Origin of the sequence: Paenibacillus sp. FSL M7-1455 (assembly GCF_038004655.1) — a bacterium.
GTDB classification, from domain to species: domain Bacteria; phylum Bacillota; class Bacilli; order Paenibacillales; family Paenibacillaceae; genus Paenibacillus_AQ; species Paenibacillus_AQ cookii.
Genome location: NZ_JBBORO010000001.1, coordinates 4,745,310 through 4,766,846, shown reverse-complemented (window position 1 = coordinate 4,766,846; position 21,537 = coordinate 4,745,310). Strand labels below are relative to the sequence as shown.

At 55.9% G+C, this 21,537-nt stretch carries 16 protein-coding genes; 10 read left to right on the top strand and 6 right to left on the bottom strand.

Features of this window, described 5'->3' with window-relative positions:
* Positions 1 to 45: 45 nt before the first annotated feature.
* A complete protein-coding gene (locus NYE48_RS21925) occupies positions 46 to 2,343 on the top strand; it encodes an outer membrane protein assembly factor BamB family protein (RefSeq protein WP_340999954.1) in 2,298 nt (765 codons plus the stop codon).
* Positions 2,344 to 2,391: 48 nt separating this feature from the next.
* On the opposite strand, the gene NYE48_RS21920 is transcribed toward NYE48_RS21925, so the two are convergent.
* Positions 2,392 to 3,381 (bottom strand): SPL family radical SAM protein, encoded by a 990-nt coding sequence (locus NYE48_RS21920; protein ID WP_340999953.1) that lies wholly within the window; start codon positions 3,379 to 3,381, stop codon positions 2,392 to 2,394.
* Between the two features lie 261 nt (positions 3,382 to 3,642).
* Here NYE48_RS21920 and NYE48_RS21915 point away from each other — a divergent pair, with 261 nt between their 5' ends.
* From NYE48_RS21915 to hflX, 3 genes are all read left to right on the top strand, one after another.
* Positions 3,643 to 4,437 carry a TatD family hydrolase gene (locus NYE48_RS21915; protein ID WP_212952090.1) on the top strand — a complete coding sequence of 265 codons (795 nt, stop codon included), beginning with the start codon at positions 3,643 to 3,645 and terminating at the stop codon, positions 4,435 to 4,437.
* A gap of 109 nt (positions 4,438 to 4,546) precedes the next feature.
* The gene (locus tag NYE48_RS21910; protein ID WP_340999952.1) at positions 4,547 to 6,118 is read left to right on the top strand and encodes a sensor domain-containing diguanylate cyclase; all 1,572 of its coding nucleotides are present in this window, start codon (positions 4,547 to 4,549) and stop codon (positions 6,116 to 6,118) included.
* Positions 6,119 to 6,621: 503 nt separating this feature from the next.
* The gene (gene hflX, locus NYE48_RS21905) at positions 6,622 to 7,911 is read left to right on the top strand and encodes a GTPase HflX (RefSeq protein ID WP_340999951.1); all 1,290 of its coding nucleotides are present in this window, start codon (positions 6,622 to 6,624) and stop codon (positions 7,909 to 7,911) included.
* A gap of 69 nt (positions 7,912 to 7,980) precedes the next feature.
* Here the strand turns inward: hflX and NYE48_RS21900 are convergent, their stop codons facing one another.
* Positions 7,981 to 10,062, bottom strand: coding sequence for a methyl-accepting chemotaxis protein (locus NYE48_RS21900; RefSeq protein ID WP_340999950.1), 2,082 nt, complete (start codon positions 10,060 to 10,062; stop codon positions 7,981 to 7,983).
* Positions 10,063 to 10,328: 266 nt separating this feature from the next.
* Between NYE48_RS21900 and NYE48_RS21895 the strand changes: the two genes are divergently transcribed.
* From NYE48_RS21895 to NYE48_RS21875, 5 genes are all read left to right on the top strand, one after another.
* Positions 10,329 to 11,951 (top strand): amidase family protein, encoded by a 1,623-nt coding sequence (locus NYE48_RS21895; RefSeq protein ID WP_340999949.1) that lies wholly within the window; start codon positions 10,329 to 10,331, stop codon positions 11,949 to 11,951.
* Positions 11,952 to 12,211: 260 nt separating this feature from the next.
* Complete coding sequence (gene speD, locus NYE48_RS21890) at positions 12,212 to 13,015, top strand: adenosylmethionine decarboxylase (protein WP_036712195.1); 804 nt, start codon at positions 12,212 to 12,214, stop codon at positions 13,013 to 13,015.
* A gap of 357 nt (positions 13,016 to 13,372) precedes the next feature.
* Positions 13,373 to 13,669, top strand: a complete 297-nt coding sequence (locus NYE48_RS21885; protein WP_156124631.1) for a hypothetical protein — start codon at positions 13,373 to 13,375, stop codon at positions 13,667 to 13,669.
* Between the two features lie 72 nt (positions 13,670 to 13,741).
* Positions 13,742 to 15,007, top strand: a complete 1,266-nt coding sequence (locus tag NYE48_RS21880) for a lipase family protein (protein ID WP_445324077.1) — start codon at positions 13,742 to 13,744, stop codon at positions 15,005 to 15,007.
* A gap of 22 nt (positions 15,008 to 15,029) precedes the next feature.
* The gene (locus NYE48_RS21875) at positions 15,030 to 15,299 is read left to right on the top strand and encodes a hypothetical protein (protein WP_340999947.1); all 270 of its coding nucleotides are present in this window, start codon (positions 15,030 to 15,032) and stop codon (positions 15,297 to 15,299) included.
* A 279-nt stretch (positions 15,300 to 15,578) separates the two neighbouring features.
* Here NYE48_RS21875 and phnE (NYE48_RS21870) read toward each other — a convergent pair whose 3' ends face one another.
* The 4 genes from phnE (NYE48_RS21870) to NYE48_RS21855 form a co-directional block, all read right to left on the bottom strand.
* The gene (gene phnE / locus NYE48_RS21870) at positions 15,579 to 16,397 is read right to left on the bottom strand and encodes a phosphonate ABC transporter, permease protein PhnE (protein ID WP_052147120.1); all 819 of its coding nucleotides are present in this window, start codon (positions 16,395 to 16,397) and stop codon (positions 15,579 to 15,581) included.
* Positions 16,394 to 17,209: a phosphonate ABC transporter, permease protein PhnE gene (phnE, locus tag NYE48_RS21865; protein ID WP_445324038.1), complete on the bottom strand. Its 816-nt coding sequence runs from the start codon at positions 17,207 to 17,209 to the stop codon at positions 16,394 to 16,396. Before phnE (NYE48_RS21865) ends, phnE (NYE48_RS21870) begins: the two co-directional genes overlap by 4 nt.
* Positions 17,206 to 17,973 (bottom strand): phosphonate ABC transporter ATP-binding protein, encoded by a 768-nt coding sequence (phnC, locus tag NYE48_RS21860; protein WP_212952097.1) that lies wholly within the window; start codon positions 17,971 to 17,973, stop codon positions 17,206 to 17,208. Before phnC ends, phnE (NYE48_RS21865) begins: the two co-directional genes overlap by 4 nt.
* 132 nt (positions 17,974 to 18,105) lie before the next feature.
* Entirely contained in the window at positions 18,106 to 19,071 is a 966-nt protein-coding gene (locus NYE48_RS21855) for a phosphate/phosphite/phosphonate ABC transporter substrate-binding protein (protein ID WP_212952098.1), read from the bottom strand.
* 279 nt (positions 19,072 to 19,350) lie between these two features.
* Between NYE48_RS21855 and NYE48_RS21850 the strand changes: the two genes are divergently transcribed.
* A complete protein-coding gene (locus NYE48_RS21850) occupies positions 19,351 to 21,429 on the top strand; it encodes a bifunctional 2',3'-cyclic-nucleotide 2'-phosphodiesterase/3'-nucleotidase (protein WP_340999946.1) in 2,079 nt (692 codons plus the stop codon).
* Positions 21,430 to 21,537: the final 108 nt, after the last annotated feature.

Here is a 21,537-nt window from a genome sequence, read left to right as displayed (position 1 = left end):
AGCTGTCTCAATGGCAATGGGAATCTATGGGAAAAGGTGGTTCCGATGATGCGATTTAAGCCTTTGAAGCTGTTGGCCGGCGCTGCGGTGCTGGCCGTATCTTCCGCGCTGCTGCCGGGCGTGCCGGGCCGTGCGGGTTGGTGGGCATCGTCTCAAGCCTATGCGGCAACGCAGGATCAGCCTGCCGTCAAGCTGTTTTTTCGGTATAAAACGCCTTATTTTGACGCGAAGCCGACCTCTGCTTCCCGGTGGGAGGATCTGAAAGCGGCCGATTACGGGCTCGCCGGAGAATGGGTATACGTCGAACCCGCGGAAAGCCGCGACGGCCAACCGGCCGACTCCCTGGGCGGGGATCTGGTTGCGGCAGCCACGGATTCCGAGAACAGCCGCTGGATTCCCCGCTGGTACACGACCGACGCGGCCAAGTCCATCGTGGAAACGGAGCCGGCTTACGTCGCCCTGCATCCCGATGCCAAGCTGTCGCTCGCCCCGGGGAGCAGCCTGAAATGGGCGCCTCCCGGACAAGGCGCGCGGTTCATTGCGCTGGCCGGGTGGAAGGATTGGACGGCCGTGATGGCCAGTCCCCGGGCATGGCATGGGGAAGATCAGATGTACAGACCCGTGCTTCTATGGGTGAACGCGAAAGCGGTTGCTTCCAAAAGCGCGATCCCGAAAGGGATTTTAAGCCGGGGGTCCGCCGTGCCGGTTGACCTTGCAAGGAATTTGACCGAAATGCTGCTGAAAGAAGGCGATGACGCCTCCAAAGTTCAGCAGCTGCTGGGGACACCCGACGTGAGGGAGCGTTCGGCCAATCTCGCGGAAACGCACGAACCGATGCGGCTGGGAACGACCTGGCGCTACGAGCTTCCGCAGGCCAGGTTCACGGTCACCTTCTCTCCCGAGGGCAAGCTTGCGGCTTGGAAGTGGATGCTCCCGGCAAACGGGAGGCTGGAGCTCAACAGGACGGCGGGCAGCGACTACCGGTTTACATACGATTTCCTGACGATGCCGATTCCGTCGACGATGGACGTCAAGCCGACATGGCGCAACCAAGGGAATTTGAATTATGCCTATCTGATCGGCGCAACCGGCGACGTGCTGCTTGTCAACGGCGACGACGGCGGATTCAGCGGCATGCATTATGCATCGTCCATTTATGCCGTTGACCGGGACACGGGGGAGAAGCTGTGGCAAGCGGATGCGGGATTCGGGATGTTTGGAGCATCGCTTGACGCCTCCCGCGGCACGGCTGCGGTGTATACCGAATACGACCCCGGACGGGAAAAGTATGAAGGCCGCATCCGTGAATTCCGTTTGCGGGATGGGAAGGTCGTATGGGAGAAAAGCCTGCCGAAGGAACGCCAGATTCGGATGCATGCAGTCAAAGGCGCCATTCTGTTGCAGCAGACAGCTTCGAACGGAGCTTCCGAGGTGCTCAGCGTGCTTGATCGCGCGACAGGCAAACAGCGATGGAACCGAACGCTGACGGGCAAACGGCAAGTCCTTGAAACCGGTGCGGAAGATCCCTACATTTTGCTGCAGGACGGTTCGAAACTGAAGGCGCTGGATCCGCTGAGCGGAAAAGAAAAGTGGAGCGTGCAGGGAGCCGGAGCCGTGCAGCAGGATCCTCAGGGGAATCCGTACTTCGGTTACGGAAATCTCCGGCAGCCGCTGCGGCATGAAGCGAGCCGCTGGTTCCTGATCGGCAGCGAGTGGATGCTGCTGAATACCGAAAACGGGAAGGTGCTCGGCAAATATCCGTGGAAACCGCAGGAGCGCTTCGAAGCAACCAGTGACTCAAGATATCTTTTGGTGCAGCGTTCGGAGGGCACCGGGGATTTCGACCATTCCAAAGTCAAGGAAACCGTTTTTTATGACGCTGTCCTGCGGCGCAGCTTATGGACGTTGCCCGGCAAGGCGGCAAACGGCATGATCGACGGAAACCGGCTGTACGTCGTGCTGGACGGAAGGCCTGCGGCCGTCGACCGGGAGAAAGGGACGCTTTTGTGGCAGATGCCCGTCACCTCCCGCGAATCCTCAAGCCCCTACGCGATGGATGAGATGGCCAAAACCCGCTTTGCCGTGCTTTCGGAGCATCTCCTGCTTGGTTACGGCTCCGATGTGCTCGTGCTGCGCAAAGAGGATGGCGGCGTGCTGGGCCGGCTGCCGAACCAGCGCGTCGATTTCGCCGAAGCCCGCTACCGGAACGGAATCGAAGGACTTGTCAATCAAAGCGCCGGGGGCGAGCTCTATATCGGTTCCTCCAATGGGGGATTGTCACGATACGAGCAGGCCGAGCTGGAGCGACAATTGGAACGGATCGATTCCGGCCAGAGACCTTAGATGGGACGAAAGAAAGGCCCTGTGCGCTGCACGGGGCCTTTCGTGCATTCAGAACGGGAAGCTGAGCTGTTCCACTTCAGGCCCGGGCAGCGGCGAGCCTGGCATCCGTGAAGAAGCCGGGACGGCCGCTTCGGCCGCAGGGGAAGACGCGCCCCGCTTCTCCGGCTCATCGTCGTACAGCTGAAGTTTTTGCTTGAGCTCCCTTGCGAGCAGCTTGATCTTATCCGCATAGCGGGGATCGGGATAGGCGCCTTGAAACAAGCTTTTGTAGCGGGGGACCAGCTCCGGTTCATGTTTTTGCAGCATGTGCAGAAACCAGCCTTTCACGTCCGGGGACAACCGAAGAAGCGAGGTCATCGCAAACGAGGCGCGGTGATCCTTGGCCGCCGTCATCAATTGCTCGAGGCTTTCCCGGGAATCCGTCAGGAAGGGAAGGATGGGGGCGATAAACAGCCCGGCGCGCACGCCGGCGGCGGACAGCTTTTGCATCGCTTCCAGCCTTTTATAGGGCAGCGGGGCTCCGGGTTCCATCATCCGGATGACCGCCGGGTCCAGCGAATTCAAGCTGATGTTGACCGAATCGATATTCATTCGGCTGAGCAGGTCAAGATCGCGCAAAATGAGCGGCGAACGCGTGGTGATGCTGGTGCGGATCCGGTATTTGGCCAGGACCTCGAGGCAAGCCCGCGTAATTTTCGCCTTGATTTCCACCGGCTGATATGGGTCCGTCGCCGTCCCTAACACGACGAGGCCGACATGGTTTTGCAGCTGGCCGATATCGTAGCTGAAACGTTGGGCCAGTTTGGACAGCTGGGCCTCCAGAGCTTCGGCCGCGTTGGTTTTTAACATGATCCGGTTTTGGAAATCATCGTCCGCTTCCCGTCCGATAAAGGACTGGAAAGCTCTGGCGTAGCAAAAGCTGCAGCCGTGGGCGCAGCCGCGATAAGGATTGATGGACCAGTCGAAGGGCATGCTTTTTGCCTGCACCTTGTTCAGCGTTTGTTTGACGGTTTGGGTTTCGTATATTTTTTTGGCCAAGGATATCCACCTCCCGATTGCGAACGTTTGTTCTTGTCTTATATAATATACTATACCTCAACCCGTTTTGAAAATGTTATGGAAAATGGAGGAACCGGGCCATCGGCGCCCGGGGTTTGTGAAAGCCTGCCCCCGGTGGTATTCTGTAACCGAAGAGCGGCCGGCGCCTTAAAGCGGGAGCGCGGCGGTACGCAACGGCTGAAGCCCCGTTTTCACGGGGGGACGGCAATGAAAATACATCGAAAAAGGCAGTGATCAAACATGCATCCGCAAATGATAGATATCGGAGTCAATTTGACGAACCGCTCGTTCCATAAGGATCGCGAGGAAGTCGTCGCACGGGCGGAGGAGGCGGGGGTTTTCCCGCTTATCATCACCGGAACCAGCGTCAGAAGCAGCGAGGAAGCCGCGCGGTATGCGGGACTTCGTCCCGGGAAGCTGTATGCGACGGCGGGCGTCCATCCCCACGACGTGAAGGAATGCGGAAGCGGCACGCTGGACCGGCTGCGCGAGCTGGCGGCGCTGCCCCAAGTGGTGGCCATCGGCGAATGCGGCCTGGATTACAACCGGGATTTTTCGCCGCGGGACGTGCAGCGCGAGTGGTTCCGAAAGCAGGTCGAACTGGCGGAAGAGCTGGGAATGCCGCTGTTTTTGCATGAACGGGATGCGCATGCCGATTTTGCCGCCATCATGCGGGATTATCCGGACATGATCGCCAAATCGGTGGTGCACTGTTTTACCGGCTCGGGGGAAGAGCTTGAGGCTTATCTTGATATGGGCTTCCATATCGGGATTACCGGCTGGATTTGCGACGAGCGGCGCGGCCGGCATCTGCGCGACCTTGTGCAGCGAATTCCGCTGAATCGCCTCATGATCGAAACCGATGCGCCTTATCTTACGCCGCGGGACCTCAGACCGAAGCCGAAGGACGGAAGGAACGAACCCGCTTTTCTTGCCCATATTGCCCAGGTGATCGCCTCCTGCATGGGAAAGGACGTGGAAGAGGTCGCCAGCGGCACGCTCCAGACGACCAAAGCTTTTTTCCGTATCCCGTAAAGCAATTTCCGATTCTTATATATTCGCGCCGCCGCTCTGTTGTATAATGTGCTTTAGGACACGGAAGACCGGATCTTCCACATTTAAGAAGCAGGCGGGATGAGACACTTTGAGGCATGTTATCAAAAAAGGAATCACACTTCGGTTTACCATTTCGCTGCTGGTCATCACGGCGATTCTGCTTACGATGCTGACAAGCATTACGTCTGCCGTGCAGGTTAACCGTACTTCCTTGATCGACAATTATTTGAGCAAAAACGAAGCGTATTCGAAGAAGCTTGCGTCCAATACGAGCGAGCTGCTGAATACGATGCAGGAAAACATCCGGGCGATTGCCGACATTTCCGGCCGCGATGGCAGCATCACTCCCCAGATGTTCGATGATCTGTTCCAGGAAAACACCCAATATTTCAACTCGATCCTCATTGCCGACCACAACCGGGTGGTCCGGGCCATCAGTCCGCACACGACGGGAGTCATCGTGGGGGACAAGCTTACCTCCGAACAGAGCATGAAGGCCGTAACCATGAAAAAAACTTTCGTTTCCGAACCTTACCGCGCAACGACGGGGCGGCTGATCATTCTCATATCGGCCCCGATCATTGATAAGAACGGGAACTATAAAGGATTCGTGGGAGGAACCATCTACCTGGAGGAAAAAAACGTGCTGAGCACGATGCTCAAGGAGCATTTTTTCGGCGACGGTACTTACGTGTACGTCGTGGAGGAAAACGGGGATTTGATTTTCCATCCGGAACAAAGGCGCGTCGGGCAGCAGGTCCTTCAAAATGAAGTCGTGCGGAAAGTGGTGTCGGGCGAGAGCGGCTCCCAAAAGGTCACGAATACCTTGGGCCGGGTTTTTCTGGCGGGGTATGCACACGAGCCAAGCAGCTCCTGGGGGATCATTTCGCAAACGCCGTATGAAGTCATCGACAAGCCGCTGCGTTATTTGGTCAACCGAATGCTGCTGTTTTCGCTGCCTTTCCTGATTTTGATTCTGGTCCTCGCTTGGTGGGTCGCTAGCCGGATTGCCAAGCCGCTTCATACGCTGGCGAAATTTTCGGATGAGGCGACCTTGAAGCCGGTGCCTGCCGAAGACATTCCCGATATAGATTCATCTTATTACGAGGTCAGGTTGTTATCGCAAAGCGTCAAGATTGCGCTGCAAAACATGAACCAGGATTTGACGCATTTGCGGCATGAGGTCAACATCGATGAATTGACCGGTCTTGTCAACCGCAGGGGATTTGATAGCGTGATGGCCGGCTGGCTGAAGAGCAACGTGCCGTTTGCGCTCATTTTGATCGATATCGACCATTTCAAGCAGGTGAACGATACATACGGACATGTCATAGGGGATGAAGTGCTCCGCTATTTGGCGCGCCTGATGCAGCTGGTCGCCTCCGAAGAAGACGTTTGCTTCCGCTACGGCGGCGAGGAGTTCGGCATCCTGATCAGGCATTGCGGCCTGGGCCGGGCCAAAATTTTGGCGGACCGGCTGCGGGAGCAGCTGGCCATGACGAAAAGCCCGACCGGACAACCGATTACGATATCCGCCGGCATTTCGGCATCTCCGGCCCATGGCCATTCGGCCGAACAGCTTGTGATGCGGGCGGATGAGGCGCTGTACCATTCCAAAGAAAACGGCAGGGACCGGACCACGGTGAGCCGGGGGGCGTAGGCCCGGCTTACCTGCCGCAAAACTTTGTGATTGTGAAAACGGCCATCATGTGTTAAGATGGAAACAATTACAATGATCGGAGGGTTCGCGAAGTTATGATTAATATTAAATTCCGTTTTTTCTCTTTGTGCCGCTAATTGAATAGTGCTCAAAGGCTCTGCGCTGTGCAGGGCGAACGGGATTGGTATGCATATCTTCGGATGAACCCAATATCTTCATACGCGTGCCGTCTAGGCTGTTTCAGGCTGAGGCGCGCAAGGGTTGCAAAGGAGAGGCTTCGAAAGCCCCTCCTTTGCTGTTTTCAGGTACGCTTTACGGCTGCATTCGCGGCTGTTTTCCTGAACTTAACGGATCGATGCGAATCCAAGGCCTTTTAGGCTTTTTTAGGCATGCGGCAGACCGCCGGGCAGCCGCTTGTTTCTCCGTTCGTCCCAAACCACAGGCAGCAGCCTGCGGTTTTTTGCGTTTTTTCGCCAATAATAATCACTTGGAGGGATTCCTATATGAAACAACCTGAACTGCTTGAAACGATCGATCAACGCGCCGTGCTCGTCGGCGTCAATTTGAACAACCAGCGGGATTTCGACTATTCGATGGAAGAGCTCGGCAACCTGGCCGAAGCCTGCGGCGTCGAGGTCGTGGGCCAACTGACGCAAAACATGGAGCGGGTCAACAAATCCCATTACATCGGCACGGGCAAAGTGGAGGAGCTCGCGGGTTTGTATAAAGGGCTCGAAGCCAACCTGATCATTTTTAACGACGAACTTTCCCCTTCCCAGTTGCGCAACCTCGAAGCCGACCTGGAATGCAAGGTCATCGACCGGACGATCCTCATTCTGGACATATTCGAAAAACGCGCCAAAACGCGCGAAGCTCAGCTTCAGGTCGAGGTGGCCCAGCTGCAGTACATGCTGCCGCGGCTTGTGGGTCTGCGCGAATCGCTGGGGCGGCAAAGCGGCGGCGTCGGCCTGAAAAACAGAGGTGCGGGGGAAACGAAGCTGGAGCTGGACCGCCGCCGGATCGAGGAAAAAATAACGGCGCTGAACAAAGAACTCGAGTCTTTGGTGTTCCAGCGCCAGACGCAGCGCAAAAAGCGCAAGAAAAACGAGCTGCCGGTCGTCTCGCTTGTCGGTTACACCAACGCGGGCAAATCGACGATCATGAACGCCATGATCGAGCGGTTCGGGGCGGCGGGAAGCGCCGAAGAAAAAAGCGTGTTCGAAAAGGATATGCTGTTCGCCACGCTCGAAACCTCCGTGCGGAACATTCAGCTTGAGGACAACAAAAGCTTTCTGCTCACCGACACCGTCGGTTTTGTCAGCAAGCTGCCGCATCATCTCGTCAAAGCTTTCCGTTCGACGCTCGAGGAGGTCGCCGAGGCGGATTTGGTGATCCATGTCGTGGATTATGCCAACGAAAAATACGAGCAGCTGATCGAGATCACGGAAAATACGCTGAAGGACATCGGCGTTACGGATATTCCGACCGTTTTTGCCTACAACAAATGCGATTTGGCAGGCCGGGACATTCCGGAGGTGCAGGAAAACGGGATATATCTGGCGGCCAAACCGCGAATCGGCATCGACGAGCTGGTCGATCTTATCAAAAGCTTCATTTTCAAGGATTACGTCCGGTGCGAAATGCTGATTCCTTACGACCAAGGCCAAGTGGTGTCTTATCTAAACGAGCACGCGGACATTCAAGCGACCGAATATGAAAACGAGGGGACCCGCCTCACGCTTGAATGCAGACAAAAGGATTATGATCGCTACCGCGAATACGTGATCGGCTAAAAATATGAAGGCCCGGATCGAGCGTTGCTCGAACCGGGCCTTTTTTATGGAAAACGAAGCGAAAATCCTTTATTTGTTGATCGTAAATTTTCTAATATTTTCTTCAAGGTCGCGGGACAGGCCCTTAAGCTGGGTCAGATAGCCGGCGACATCCTCGATCGTGGCAAGCTGCTCTTCGGCCGCGGCGGATACGTCCTGCGTAATGGCCGCGTTTTCTTCGGTAATGGCCGAAATATTGGTGAAGACGTCGGTCAATTCGTGGCGTTTTTCCACCATGACCTGGATATGTTCGTCCACTTCCGTCGTTTTATTCATCTGGCTGTTGACCGAAACCATGATTTCATGAAAGATCGATTCGGTTTCCCTCACGGCCTGCTCTTGATCGGAAAACAGCTCGCGCGAGGTGCCGATGGCTTCCACCGCATTCGAGATTTGACCGTTTACGCTCGAAATGATATGGCTTATATTTTTGACGGCTGCGGCGGACTGCTCCGCAAGCTTGCGGATTTCCGCGGCGACCACCGAAAAACCCCGGCCGTGTTCGCCGGCTCTTGAAGCTTCGATGGCCGCGTTCAGCGCCAGCAGATTCGTTTGCGCCGAGATTTCCAGGATCGTGTCGAGGATCGTGCTGATTTCGCCGGCGCTGCCGCTGACCTGGGAAATGGCTAGGGCCGTTTCCTCCGAAGACTGGAGCGTGCTGTTGAATTTGCCGACAAGCTCCTGAACAATAACGATGCCGCGCTGATTCAGTTCTCCGGTCCGGCGGGATAATTCGAGAATCTCTTGAGTCGAGGCGGTGACCCGATCGATGGCACCCCCGAGCTCTTCGACTTTTTCGGATCCCATCATTACCGTATTCGCCTCGTCGCTTGCCGCGGAAGAGAGCTGGATGATCGATTCGGTAATTTGCGCAGAGGCTTTTTGCGTCTGGTCCATGCTGTCCTTCAGGTTGAGCGCCGATTGAGAAACGATGTGCGCCGAACCTGAAATTTTGCCGATCATCTCTTGAATGTCCGTTTTCATCGCATTGATTGCCCTGAGCATGGCCCCCGTTTCGTTGCCTTTTTTCAGCATCGACTCCGGAATTTCGGTCGCCAGGTTGCCGCTGCCGATTTGCTGCAAATAATGCATCGACGCATTCAGCGGTTTAGCGATCGCCCTCGAAATAAACAGCGAAATCGCAATGACGATGACCACGATGATGAGCATGACCAGATAAATGATGCGCTGGATCTCCTTCGTGGATTCGGCGATCTCGCTTTTGTCCATCATTGCGATGTATTTCCAGTGCGTTTCCGGCGAAACGTAGACGTTGACGGTGTAGCTTTTGCCATTCAACGAGACTTCGAAATGCTTGTCCGCCATCTTGTCGATATCGGCGAACGCTTTGACGTTCAAATCCTTCAGCGTTTTGAAATTGGTTTCCGGGTTTTTAGGATTCGCCAGAATCGTTCCGGTTTCATCCGTTAGAATGACGTAGCCGGTTTCACCGATTTTAATGTTGTTGATCGTTTGGGTGAGCGCCTCCAGGCTGACGTCCACGCCTTGAACGCCCACGACGTTGCCCGCTTTGTCTTTAATGGTCACCGAAGAGCTGACGATCGGCACGTTGCCTGTGAACGAAGCGTATGCGCCCGTACGTTTGACCTTATCCGGATTTTCGATCGCCTGCGTATACCATGCTCTCGTTCTCGGATCGTATTTGTCTTTGGAGGTCCCTTCCGGCCATTGGATGTATCCGCCCTCCTTCGTGCCCAGATAAATGTAGGAGATGCTCGGATGCGTCTTGGCGTAGTTCACATACAGATTGTATATTTCCGATTCAATCCCGGGCTTTTGCGAAGGCGTCATCTGGATCGTTCCGTCTTTGCCTACGGCGTTGACGTATGAAGTGATCGAACCGTCGATTTGCTGCACGAGCGGGTTCTTGGCGAAATATTCGACCGATTCGTTGACGGTGCTGAAATAAAGGTTCATGGCCCCGCTGACCTGCATGATTTCCTTCCGGGTCGCGTCGTAGAAATTCTTCTCCATGTCCCCCGTGACTTTCTGGTTGATGGCAAAACCCAGCGACAACGTGGACAGCAGGACAAGCGCCACCATCGTGACCAGGAACTGCATCTTTAAATTCCACTGCAATTTCTTTCTCAAGTTGTTTCTCTCCTCCATGTGCAGGAAGCCGCAAATTTCGAATCTTGCAACATCCCTGTGTTTTAAGCATAAATATTTTTCTCTCTGGGATATATATCGGCAGGCATCGAAGTTTTGTTAAATTTTGTCGAAATAGCATCGGATAATCGGGACTTTTGTCTATTGCTATTCAATAAACGTAGGTAAATAACGATAAATAGGTTGGGAGAGAAATCATGCTGTAAGAACTACGGCCAATGACAAAAGACATCAGGAGGTATGACAACGTGAGAAAAAAGCATTTTCATTTCAAAGCGCTGCTGGCCATTTTGCTCGTGGCGGCCCTGCTGCCATGGAACCAAGCACATGCGGAAGCTTCAGAAAAACCGGCGTTTGATCCGTTCGAAAAAAGCATCGACGAAATCGCAAACGCTTTGGATACGAACCAAATCACTTCCGAGGAGCTAGTCGAATACTATCTGAAACGCATCGAGGCCTTCGACAAGCAAGGTCCCGCCATCAACTCCATCATTACGGTCAACGACAAAGCCTTGGAGACCGCCAAAAAGCTGGATGCGGAGCGCAAAACGAAAGGGCCGAGAAGCCAGCTTCACGGCATTCCGTTCGTCGTCAAAGACAATTTCGACGTGGTCGGCATGCCGACGACGGCCGGATCGGTAGCGCTGAAAAACGACTACCCGTCCAAAAACGCGTTTACCGTGCAAAAATTGATCGACGCAGGGGCGATCGTCATCGCCAAAACGAACATGTCCGAGCTTGCCGCTTCCTACGGCCGATTGGGATACAGCTCGATGGGAGGCTTGACGCTCAACCCGTATAACCTGAACCGCGACGCTTCCGGTTCCAGCAGCGGCAGCGCCGCGGCGGTCGCGGCCAACTTTGCCGTTTTCGGTCTGGGAACCGATACGTCCGGTTCGGTTCGCGGCCCGGCCAACGTTACCGGTCTTGTGGGCATTCGTCCGACGCTTGGGCTGACCAGCCGCAGCGGCGTCGTGCCGTCCGCCCTGTCGCTTGACGTGACGGGACCGCTGGCGCGAAGCGTGAAGGACGCCGGCATCGTGCTGAGCGTCATGGCGGGAACGGACAAAAACGACAAAGCAACCCAAACCGCCCATCGTGCCGTGCAGGATTACGCGAAGTCCCTGGATGCTTCCTCGCTGAAGCATGCGCGCATCGGCGTAGCCACCGATTTCTTCGGCGACAATGCCGAGGTCGATTCCATCACGAAACAAGCGATCGCCAAAATGCAAAGCATGGGAGCCGTCGCCGTGCCGGTATCGTATTCCGCCCAGACGAAATATTTGTGGACGCCGATTCTCGGGCCTGTAGGCGATGCGGAATTCAAAACCCAATTCGAAAAATATTTGGGCATGCTGCCTGCCGGCGGGCCGAAAACGCTGCAGGAAGTCATCGCCATCAGCGAGTCGCCCGAAGTGATGAATTCGGCGACGCCGGTCAACCCGGCACGTCTTGAAGGCCTCAAAACGGCGCTTGCCAAAGCCGACACGCTGAATTCGAAAGAATACAAAAAGATCGTGCACCAAGAAATTCCCAAAACGCGCAAAGAAATCATGGACATCATGAAAAAGAACAAGCTGGATGCGATCGTATTCCCGACGATGTCCTGCCCGGCATCCAACCGGTTCGACAAAGAAGACCCGACCTACGTATGTACGGCGTACGACACCTACGCTGCAAGTTACGTCGCGTCGGCAACCGGATTCCCTGAAGTCACCGTCCCTGCGGGTACCGTGGAAGCGGGCGTGCCGGTAGGCATTTCATTCTTCGGACCGGCATACAGCGAGCAAAAGCTGCTGAACCTGGCTTATGCCTTCGAACAAGCAACGAAAGCAAGAACGGTTCCGAAAAACACGCCGAAACTGCCGTAACGAAAAGAGCAGCCCTTGCATTCCGTCCTTCTCTCCCGTCGATGAAGCAGGCGGATGCAATGCACCTGCCCCGTAATACGGCGCCATCGAAGCCGTCCCGCGAACTGCGGGGCGGTTTTTGGCGTTGGACGAGACGGCCGGAAGGGTTGAAACGGAGGAATTCGGGTAATGAAATGTAATAGAAGGACCATCCATCACGGATATCCGGGCTGGATCAGGGAATATTAGGCATTGAAAAGAAACAGCGAGGTGAATGATGCATGGCAGCACCGGAGCAGCACGTCAAGCTGCATGGATTCAACAATCTGACGAAGTCGTTGGCCTTCAACATGTACGATATCTGCTATACCCGGACCAAGGATGAGCGGGAAGCGTACCTCGAATATATCGACGAGCAGTATAACGCGGAACGTTTGACGGCCATTTTAAAACAGGTTTCGGACATTATCGGCGCCCATGTGCTGAACATCGCCAAACAGGATTACGTCCCTCAAGGCGCGAGCGTCACGATTCTCGTATCGGAGGGGCCCGTGGTGGAGGTGCCGAAGGAGTCGTATGCGGAATCGCCGGGGCCGCTGCCCGAATCGGTCGTCATGTCGCTCGACAAAAGCCATATTACGGTCCACACGTACCCCGAATATCATCCGGATGACGGGATCAGCACGTTCCGTGCCGATATCGACGTATCCACCTGCGGGGAAATTTCCCCGCTGAAGGCGCTGAATTATTTGATCCATTCCTTCGACACCGACATCATGACGATCGATTACCGGGTGCGGGGGTTTACGAGGGATATTACGGGGCATAAGCTGTTTATCGACCACGACATCAATTCGATCCAGAATTACATCCCGGACAACGTCAAAGACCTCTACCACATGATCGACGTCAACGTCTACCCGGAGCATATATTTCATACCAAATGCAAGCTGAAAAAGTTCGACCTGGACAACTATTTGTTCGGATATACCAAAGGCGCATTAAGCGAACGGGAGCAGAAGGAAATCACGGAACGGATCACGCAGGAGATGGATGAAATCTATTACGGAAAAAACATGAGCTGAGGAATCGTTTCCTCGGCTTTTTTGTGCGGAAGCGGGAGCGCTGCAAGCAAAACCTGCTTTACGGTTTGCCCGATCGGCGGCTTTGGGCCTTGCGCAAGGGGTTTTACGAAATGTCATCCGGCCGCCCATAGGTTCATATTATGGAAATTAGGCCGATTTTAATATGGACTTTAGGTCATGTTTTTCGGTTGCGAGTGGTCATAATTTCCTGATTTTTTCAAGAAACTGGATTAATGGTAGGGAATCATGTTTAATTTTTAGAAAAAGGGTTAGAGGGGACTGATGGTTATTTCTCGCTTATTCCGGTCTATCGCTCTTATGCTGTTTACGATCGTTTTATTGGGAGGTTGTCAAAGCGTGAACAAATCGGAAAACGACGGGCAAATGCAGGAGGCCAAAAATCTCGCCATCCAGTATTTCAAGGATGAATACGGACTGGACGTGGAAATCACGGATCAGGAAAAATTGGACGAATACATAACGCCAAAAATTACGATGAAAGGCCACGTCAAAGGCAAGCCGGAGGAAAGCTTCAACATCGCGGTCGATTACGAGGACAAAAAAACGACCAACTTCGTCATGAGCCCGGAGCTTGAAAAGGCCATTCGCGCCAAAGGGATCGATCCCTTCGCGAAAAAGGATGCGTCCAACTAGGACGCGGGCACGTTCGGATGAACCGAGGGGGGAGGAGCACGTTTGAGCAAAGGATCTGAAATCACGGACGAAATGTATAAAACCATGTCGGATCTCGCCTACTCCGATTTGAAAAAAGGGAGCAAGCCGCAGGAGCTGCCGGGCTGGGAAGTGCTGGAGGATGCGGCCAACGACGATTCTTCGGGTTTTGACGCGGTCACGTTTTACAACCCGGAAACGAAGCAGGCAGTCATCGCTTACCGCGGAACGGAAGGCGGCAAACCGTTAAAGGATGCGTTGCCTGACTACGTGACCGACGGGGGCATCGGCCTGCGGGAGCTGGATCGGAAATTGGACAAAAGCTTCGAGGTGAAAATGCCGTGGGACGACAAGGTGCAGCAAATCGAAGATAATCTGGGCATTACCAAGGCCAAAGATTGGTTGGGCGACGCCGGCAAAGCCGTGGACAAATTTTTTGACGGCGACAAGCAGCTGTATCAGGCCGAAGATTACGCCAATGAAATGAAAAGCAAATACAAAGACTTGAATTTTTCGTTGACGGGACATTCGCTTGGAGGCGCCAATGCGCAGTACGCCGCAGCTTATACCGGATTATCGGCGGTTACGTTCAGCGCGCCTTCCGTCATGGGAAGCTTGACCAGCAGCGCCAGACGCAAAGCGGAAAACGGGGAATTCGATTCGCAAATCATCAATTACGCCCATCCCGGCGATATCATCGCCAGCGGCACCTTGGGAGGTTACGACCGGCACGTCGGCTCGACGTATTACATCGACTCCAACTACGAGGATGCCAACGAGGGGGTCGGCGTCATCGACAAGATCAAAAACACGCTGGGCGGTCCTTATTACCATGGCCTGAAACGCTACAAATTCGACGAGAACGGATATATCGAAAACAAGCTGTATGACGGAGAAACCGGAGAATATGTCGGAGGGTCGCCGCGGGCGCCGCTGTCTTTGGCCGAGGCGCTCGGGATTCCAAGCGCCTTTATGGCGCCGATCGGGCTTGCGATGCAAACGGGACTCGCGGCGGCCATGAGCGCGGGCAAAGGCATGATCCGCCTGACGCCGGAGGAGCTGAAAAGCGTCGCCGAAAAATGGAGCCAAAACGCCCAGCAGATCAGCTCCGACATGCAGGCGGTCAGGGCAAAGCTGATGAAATATACCCAGTCCAGCCACAGCCGCAGGCTGCAGCCGATCGTGGCGCAGCTGGACGCTTCGGTCAGCGGGCTGACGAAATGGCATGTCGAGCAGACGACGCAGTTTCTCACGTTCATCAAATCGAAGGCCGAGCAATTCCACCAGGCCGATGCTTCCGGCCCGCAATTGATGCAATAAGCTTTCGAAGCGGAGGGATAACATGAGCGAAATCCTTGTAGAGCTGGCCGATCTGGAGCAGGCGGAGCGGGAACTGAGCTGGCTGCTTGCCCGTATTCAGGCCGACGAGCAGGAAGCCCGGAGCCTGTACGCCAGGCTAAGCGATTGGAACGGGCAATCGGCGAACGTGACGCGCGAATACGTGGAAGCCTTTTTTACCGGTTTGGCCACCCGGGTCCGGGCGATCGAGCAGCAAAAAGCGGAGCTGATCCGGTACATGCAGGTCATGAAGCAAACGGATCAAATGAGATAACGGGAAGAGGGGGCGTCGTATTCCATTGGGAGTGCGGCGTTCGTTTTTTTATTCGGGTGGATAAAATTGTAAAAGTCCCCCGGTATATATCCCTTATTCCATCCGAATTGCGCACGGGAACATTCCCGAAGCCTTACTGCGCAGGACAATAAATGACGTTCGGAATAGGTTACGAGACGCGAAAAAGGACTGCTCCGGAGATTTTCCTTGGAACAGTCCTTTTTAGGGCCGGGATTTCGGGGATTGCCCTATGATTGCAAAAAACGTGCGGATGCGGGCTCACGTAATCCGTTTTCGGAGCCAGCCCGATACCAGATCCGTCAGTACGACAAGCGCGATAATGCCGAGCAATATGATGCCGACCCGGTTCCAGTTCCGAACCTGGAGCGCAAAGATCAGCGGCGTCCCGATGCCGCCCGCGCCGACCAGGCCAAGCGTCGTGGCCGAGCGGATGTTGATTTCGAACCGGTACAGCGAATAAGAAAGAAACTGCGGGATCACCTGCGGCAGCACCGCGTAACGAAGGACCTGAAGGCGGTTGGCGCCCGAGGCGATCAACGCTTCCTGCGGCCCGCGGTCGATGTTTTCGATCGTTTCCGAATACAGCTTGCCGAGCATGCCCACCGAGTGGATGCCCAGCGCGAGGACGCCGGCAAAGGAGCCGGGGCCGACCGCTTTGATGAACAAAATCGCGACGATGATCTCCGGAAACACGCGGATGACGCTCAGCGCGATTTTGCCGCTGCCGGAGACGGCAAGCCGCCTGCTCATGTTGGTGGACGCCCAAAAGGCGAACGGAATGCAAACGACGGCGGCGACCACCGTCCCGAGAATGGAAATGACCAGCGTATCCAGCAGCCCCCGAAGCAAATCCTCCCCCTCCGGGATATAGACGAAGGACCAGTCCGGGTGCAGGAAACCCTGCAGGATGGACTTGGACACGGTCCCCGCCGTACCCTGAATACCTTCAAAACGAATTCCTTGAATCGACCAGTAATAAACCGCGATGACGATCAAGGCGGTCAGCGCGAAACGAATCCGCGCACGGAACGCGGAGCCGGAAGCTTTTCCGGTCACGGGCGTCGTGTTTGATTTCATAGCAGTTTCCTCCGGATCATCGTACTTCCGTAATCGATGACGAGCACGATCGCAAGCGTCAGCAAAATAATGATCGCGGCCCGGTCATAACGGAACAAGCCGAGCGAACGGTCGAGCAGCAGGCCGATGCCTCCGGCCCCGACAAGTCCGAGAACGGCTGCCGCCCGCACGTTGACTTCAAAGGTATAAAGCAGGTAGGACATGAAATAAGGCAGAGCCTGGGGCACGACGCCGTACATGATGATCTGCAGCCGGTTGGCGCCCGCGGCGGTCATCGCTTCAAGCGGGCCGGGATCGATGGCTTCGATCGCCTCGAAGGTCAGCTTGGCGATGATTCCGAACGAGAAAAACACGAGCGCCAGCATGCCTGCAAACGGCCCGATGCCAAATACCGCAACGAATATGGCGGCAAACAGCAAATCGGGAATGGTACGGACCAAGTTGAGCACCATCCGCGTCGGCAGGGAAACCCAGCGGCTGACGCCCAAATTGGAAGCGCAGAGCAGGGCAACCGGAACGGCGAGCAAAGCGCCAAGCGTCGTGCCCAGAATGGCGATCTGCAAGGTTTCCATCATCGGTCCCCAGATCGTGGGCAGGTAGCTCCAGTCCGGCGGAAACATTTCCTGCAGGAGGCTCCCCATTTGGGGCAAGCCGACGATCAGCTGATACGGGGTCGCTTCCGTCCGCACCGAACAGGCGACGATGACGGCGACGAGAATGATCCATCCGGCAATTTGCTTGTATTTGCGCGGCGGCTCCATGCCGGAAGCGGCCGGATTCAGCGAAGCGGGAGAAACGGTCGTTTTCATCATGCTCCTCCCAGCAGCTCGTCCTGCTGCACGGGACGGCCGTAAATTTCGGCAAAGGCTTCGTCGGTCGCTTCTTCCGGCGTGCCGTCGAACACTACTTCCCCCGCGCGAAGGCCGATGATCCGCGTCGCGTATTCCCGGGCGAGGTCGATGAAATGCAAATTGATGACCGTGGTGATGTTCATGTCCCGGTTGATCCGCTTCAAGTCTTCCATGACCTGGCGCGTGGTGAGCGGGTCTAGCGAAGCGACGGGTTCGTCCGCCAAAATGACCCGGGCTTCCTGCGCAAGCGCCCGCGCGATCGAGACGCGCTGCTGCTGCCCGCCCGACAGCTGATCGGAGCGCACGTATGCTTTTTCCCGGATATTGACCCGCTGCAGCGCGTCGAGGGACAACTCCACGTCTTGTTTCGGGAACCAGCCGAGCAGGGTGCGGAGCGTGGAATGGTAACCGACCCGGCCGGACAAGACGTTCCGGATGACGGTCGACCGTTTGACCAGATTGAAGCTTTGGAAAATCATGCCGATGTCGCGCCGGATGCGGCGGAGCTGGCTGCCGGAGGCGCGGGTCACCGATTGGCCGTTCACCCGGATGTCTCCCGAGGTAATATCCGTCAGACGGTTGATGCTCCGCAAAAAGGTGGATTTGCCCGCGCCGGACAGGCCGACGATGACGACAAGTTCTCCTTCGCGGATGGTGAGGTTGATATTGCGGAGTCCAACCGTTCCGTTGGCATAAACCTTCGTTACGTTATCGAATTCGATCATGGCGAACCAACTTTCTGTAATGGGTTTGAATGGAAATGCGTTCCGGCGTCTGCAATGGGAAACAACACCGCCATCGACTTCATGGACGGTGCTGCCCGATAGAAAGGTATGGATATGCCGGAACAGTCGGCGTTACTTGATTTCCTGGCCTACGACCTCGGCGTATTCGCGGACCGGTTCGAAGTTTTTGTCGTCGCCCGGGGCGTAACCTACATGCGTATAGATGTCCTTGATGATTTTGGCGCCTTCTGCATCGTTCGTAATATCGATAAATGCCTGGCTGATTTTATCCCTCCAGCTTTGGTCCATGTCGCTGCGGACGCTGACGGTATCGTTCGGGATTTTGGCGGTGTAATGGAGGACGCGGGTTTTCTCGAATACGTCGGGAACGTCCTTTTTCACCGTATTGCGGGCATCCTGGAAGACGGCGACGGCGTCTACCTGACCGTTCAAAAGCGCCATGATGGCTGCGTCATGCCCTTTGATCGTTACGCCCTGCACGTCCTTGTCCGGGTCGATGCCTTCTTTTTTCAGCTCGGCCGCCGGGAAGACGTAACCTGCGGAGGAAGTGACGTTCTGCCAGCCGATTTTTTTGCCTTTCAGGTCTTTCAGGCTTTGGATCGGGGAATCTTTTTTCACGACGATCATCGCTTTGTAGAAATCGACTTTTTCGGTCGTGTCCTCGCCGGTTTCGTCCTTGATGCCGTAGCGCTGCGCTTGCAGCAGAAGGTCGGCCGCTTTTTTGTTGTCATGGGCCAGCACGTAAGCGTTCGGCGGCAGGAAGCCGACGTCGACCTGCTTGGAAGCCATCGCTTCGACGATGGTGTTGTAATCCGGCGATACGGTAACGTGAACCGGAATGCCCAGCTTGTCCCCGAGCAGTTTCTCGAGCGGTTTGGTTTTGGCTTCAAGCGTATCGGCATTTTGGGACGGCACGAACTGAACGTTCAGCTCTTTCGGCACGTAGCCGGAAGAGGCCGCTTCCGCGGTGCCGGAAGCCGCGTCTCCGCTGCCGTTGCCGGCGCTTTTGGAGCCGCATGCGGCAAGGCTGGCTGCAAGCGCCAGCGTCATGCCGATCGAAAGTACTTTTTTAAACATGATGGTCCCCTCCAGAATTTTTCTATGGTTTTTCGGCCGGAGCATGCCGTCCGACAGGAATGAGCGTAACATAGGCGCGGGAAACAAGGGTTAACGGAAAGGGCGACTTTTGTTGATTGGCCGTAAAATATCCGTCCGATCCGCCGCATTTCCGGTCTCGGGGCGGTTGCGAATCTGTCCCTATATATGGTAGAAAACCGGAAGCGGCGATTTTACCCCCGTTTAATATGCGGACGGTATAATGGGCGTAGCCAGGATCAAATGGAGAGGCGAAAAGGAGTGGTGAACGTGAATGGCATTCCGAATGCGCAGGCGGACGGCTTAGGGAGAAACGCCGAGCCGTCCATCGAGCTGCGGATTATGTCCACGACGGACGTGCATGCTTGTTTGATGGATTACGATTATTACCGGGACCGGAAGGATGCAGCGGTCGGATTGGTCCGGACGGCGACCTTGGTGAAGCGGGCCAGGGCGGAAGCAGCAAACGCGCTGCTGGCAGACAACGGGGATTTGATTCAAGGCACGCCGCTCGGCACGTTTGCCGCACGGGTCGATCCGGACCGGCTCAAGGCGGGGGACTGGATTCACCCGGCGATTCGCGCCATGAACGCGATGGGATATGATGCGGCCACGTTCGGCAACCATGAATTCAATTACGGGTTGGAATATTTGGATCAAGTGGTCGCGGGAGCTTCCTTTCCTTACGTCAACGCCAATATATACGTGCATGAAGCGGAAGCGGGAAGGAAATTTGCCGTCAACCGCTACCGGCCGTACGTCATTTTGACGAAAACCTGCGTCGACGGGATGGGGCGGCCGCATGAGATCCGGATCGGCTTCATCGGATTCGCGCCGACGCAAATTCTGGACTGGGACCAGGGCCACTTGGCCGGAAAAGTGCAGGTCAAAGACATGGTCCTGTCCGCGCTTGAATGGGTTCCGGCCATGAAAGAGGAGGGAGCGGACGTCATTGTTGCGCTGGCGCATACCGGCTTTGACGCCGGCGTATCCTTGAAGGATCACGATGCCGAAAACGCGGTGCTGCCCCTCAGCCTGGTGCCGGGGATTGACGCCATCGCGTTTTCCCATACGCACCGGACGTTCCCGGCAAGGGATTTCGCTTCCTTGGACGCTTCCTTTAAACATGCGGACGGAACGCCGCTGCCGGCGGTCGACTGGCAGGAGGGGACCATCAACGGATTGCCGGCGGTGCAGGCCGGCTATAGCGGGGCGATGCTCGGAATCATCGATTTGACGCTCCGGCGGCTGGACGGAAAATGGCAGGCGGTGCATGGAAAAGCGATGGTACGGGAGATCTGCGACGGGAAGGTGGGCAGCGAGTTCGCGGAACCCGATGCCGAAATTGCCGCGCTGCTGCAGCAGGCGCATCAACAAACGGTTGCTTATGCCAACGCCCCCATCGGCCGGACCGAGGTTCCCCTGCATACGTATTTTTCCTTGGTGCATGCGGATGCTTCCGTGCAACTGCTGAATCATGCCCAAAGGGATTACGCCCGCCGGTGGATCGCTTCGTTTGCGCCGGATCTGCGGCATCTCCCCGTGCTTGCGGCCTCGTCGCCGTTCAAAGCCGGACGGAACGGCCCGAACGATTATGCGGAGATTCCGCCCGGACCGATTGCCATCCGCAGCGCTTCGGAGCTGTATTTGTTCGAAAATACCGTCAAAGCCGTCAAATTGAGCGGAGCCGCCCTGAAAGAATGGCTTGAGTTCTCGGTAGGGATCTACAATCGCATCGACCCGGACGAAACCTCCGAGCAGCCTCTTTTGAACCCGGCGTTTCCCGCCTTCAACTTTGACGTGATCGGCGGCGTTACGTATCGCGTAAACGTCGCCCGGCCGGCAAAATACGGCCCCGACGGCACGCTGCTGAACCCGGGCGCGAGCCGGATCGAAGACTTGCGGCATGAAGGGGTCCCGGTGGACCCGGGGCAGCCGTTGATCGTGGTCACAAGCAATTACCGCGTGTCCAGCGGCATCGTGCCGGGCCTGCGCGAAGCGGAGCTGGTGCTGGACTCGGCGGACGAAAACCGTCAGGCGCTGATCGATTATATTGCGGAGCAAGGCAGTCTCGTCGCGGAACCGGAGGAAAACTGGAGTTTCAGCCCTATCGGGAAACCGGTCAACGTCATCTTCGCAGGTTCGCCCGAGGCGGCCCGATACGTGAAGGACTTCCCGGGGATCGCGCATACGGGGCGGACCGACGCTCGCGGGTACGGCATATACCGCATCGATTTGGCCGCGGATCCGTCGGAAACGTCCATGCCTGCCGGGCCAAAGCCGGTTCGCCAACAACATACGAAATCCGACGGATTGCGCCGCTTTTCATATTTGCCATAGTGATCCCCTCCCAGATTTCATCGACATGCTGAGGTTTCGGATGTCCCGAGACCTCTGTATTTTTTTTGCAAAGATAAGGATTAAGGCGCTTATGCGGCGTTCATTTTT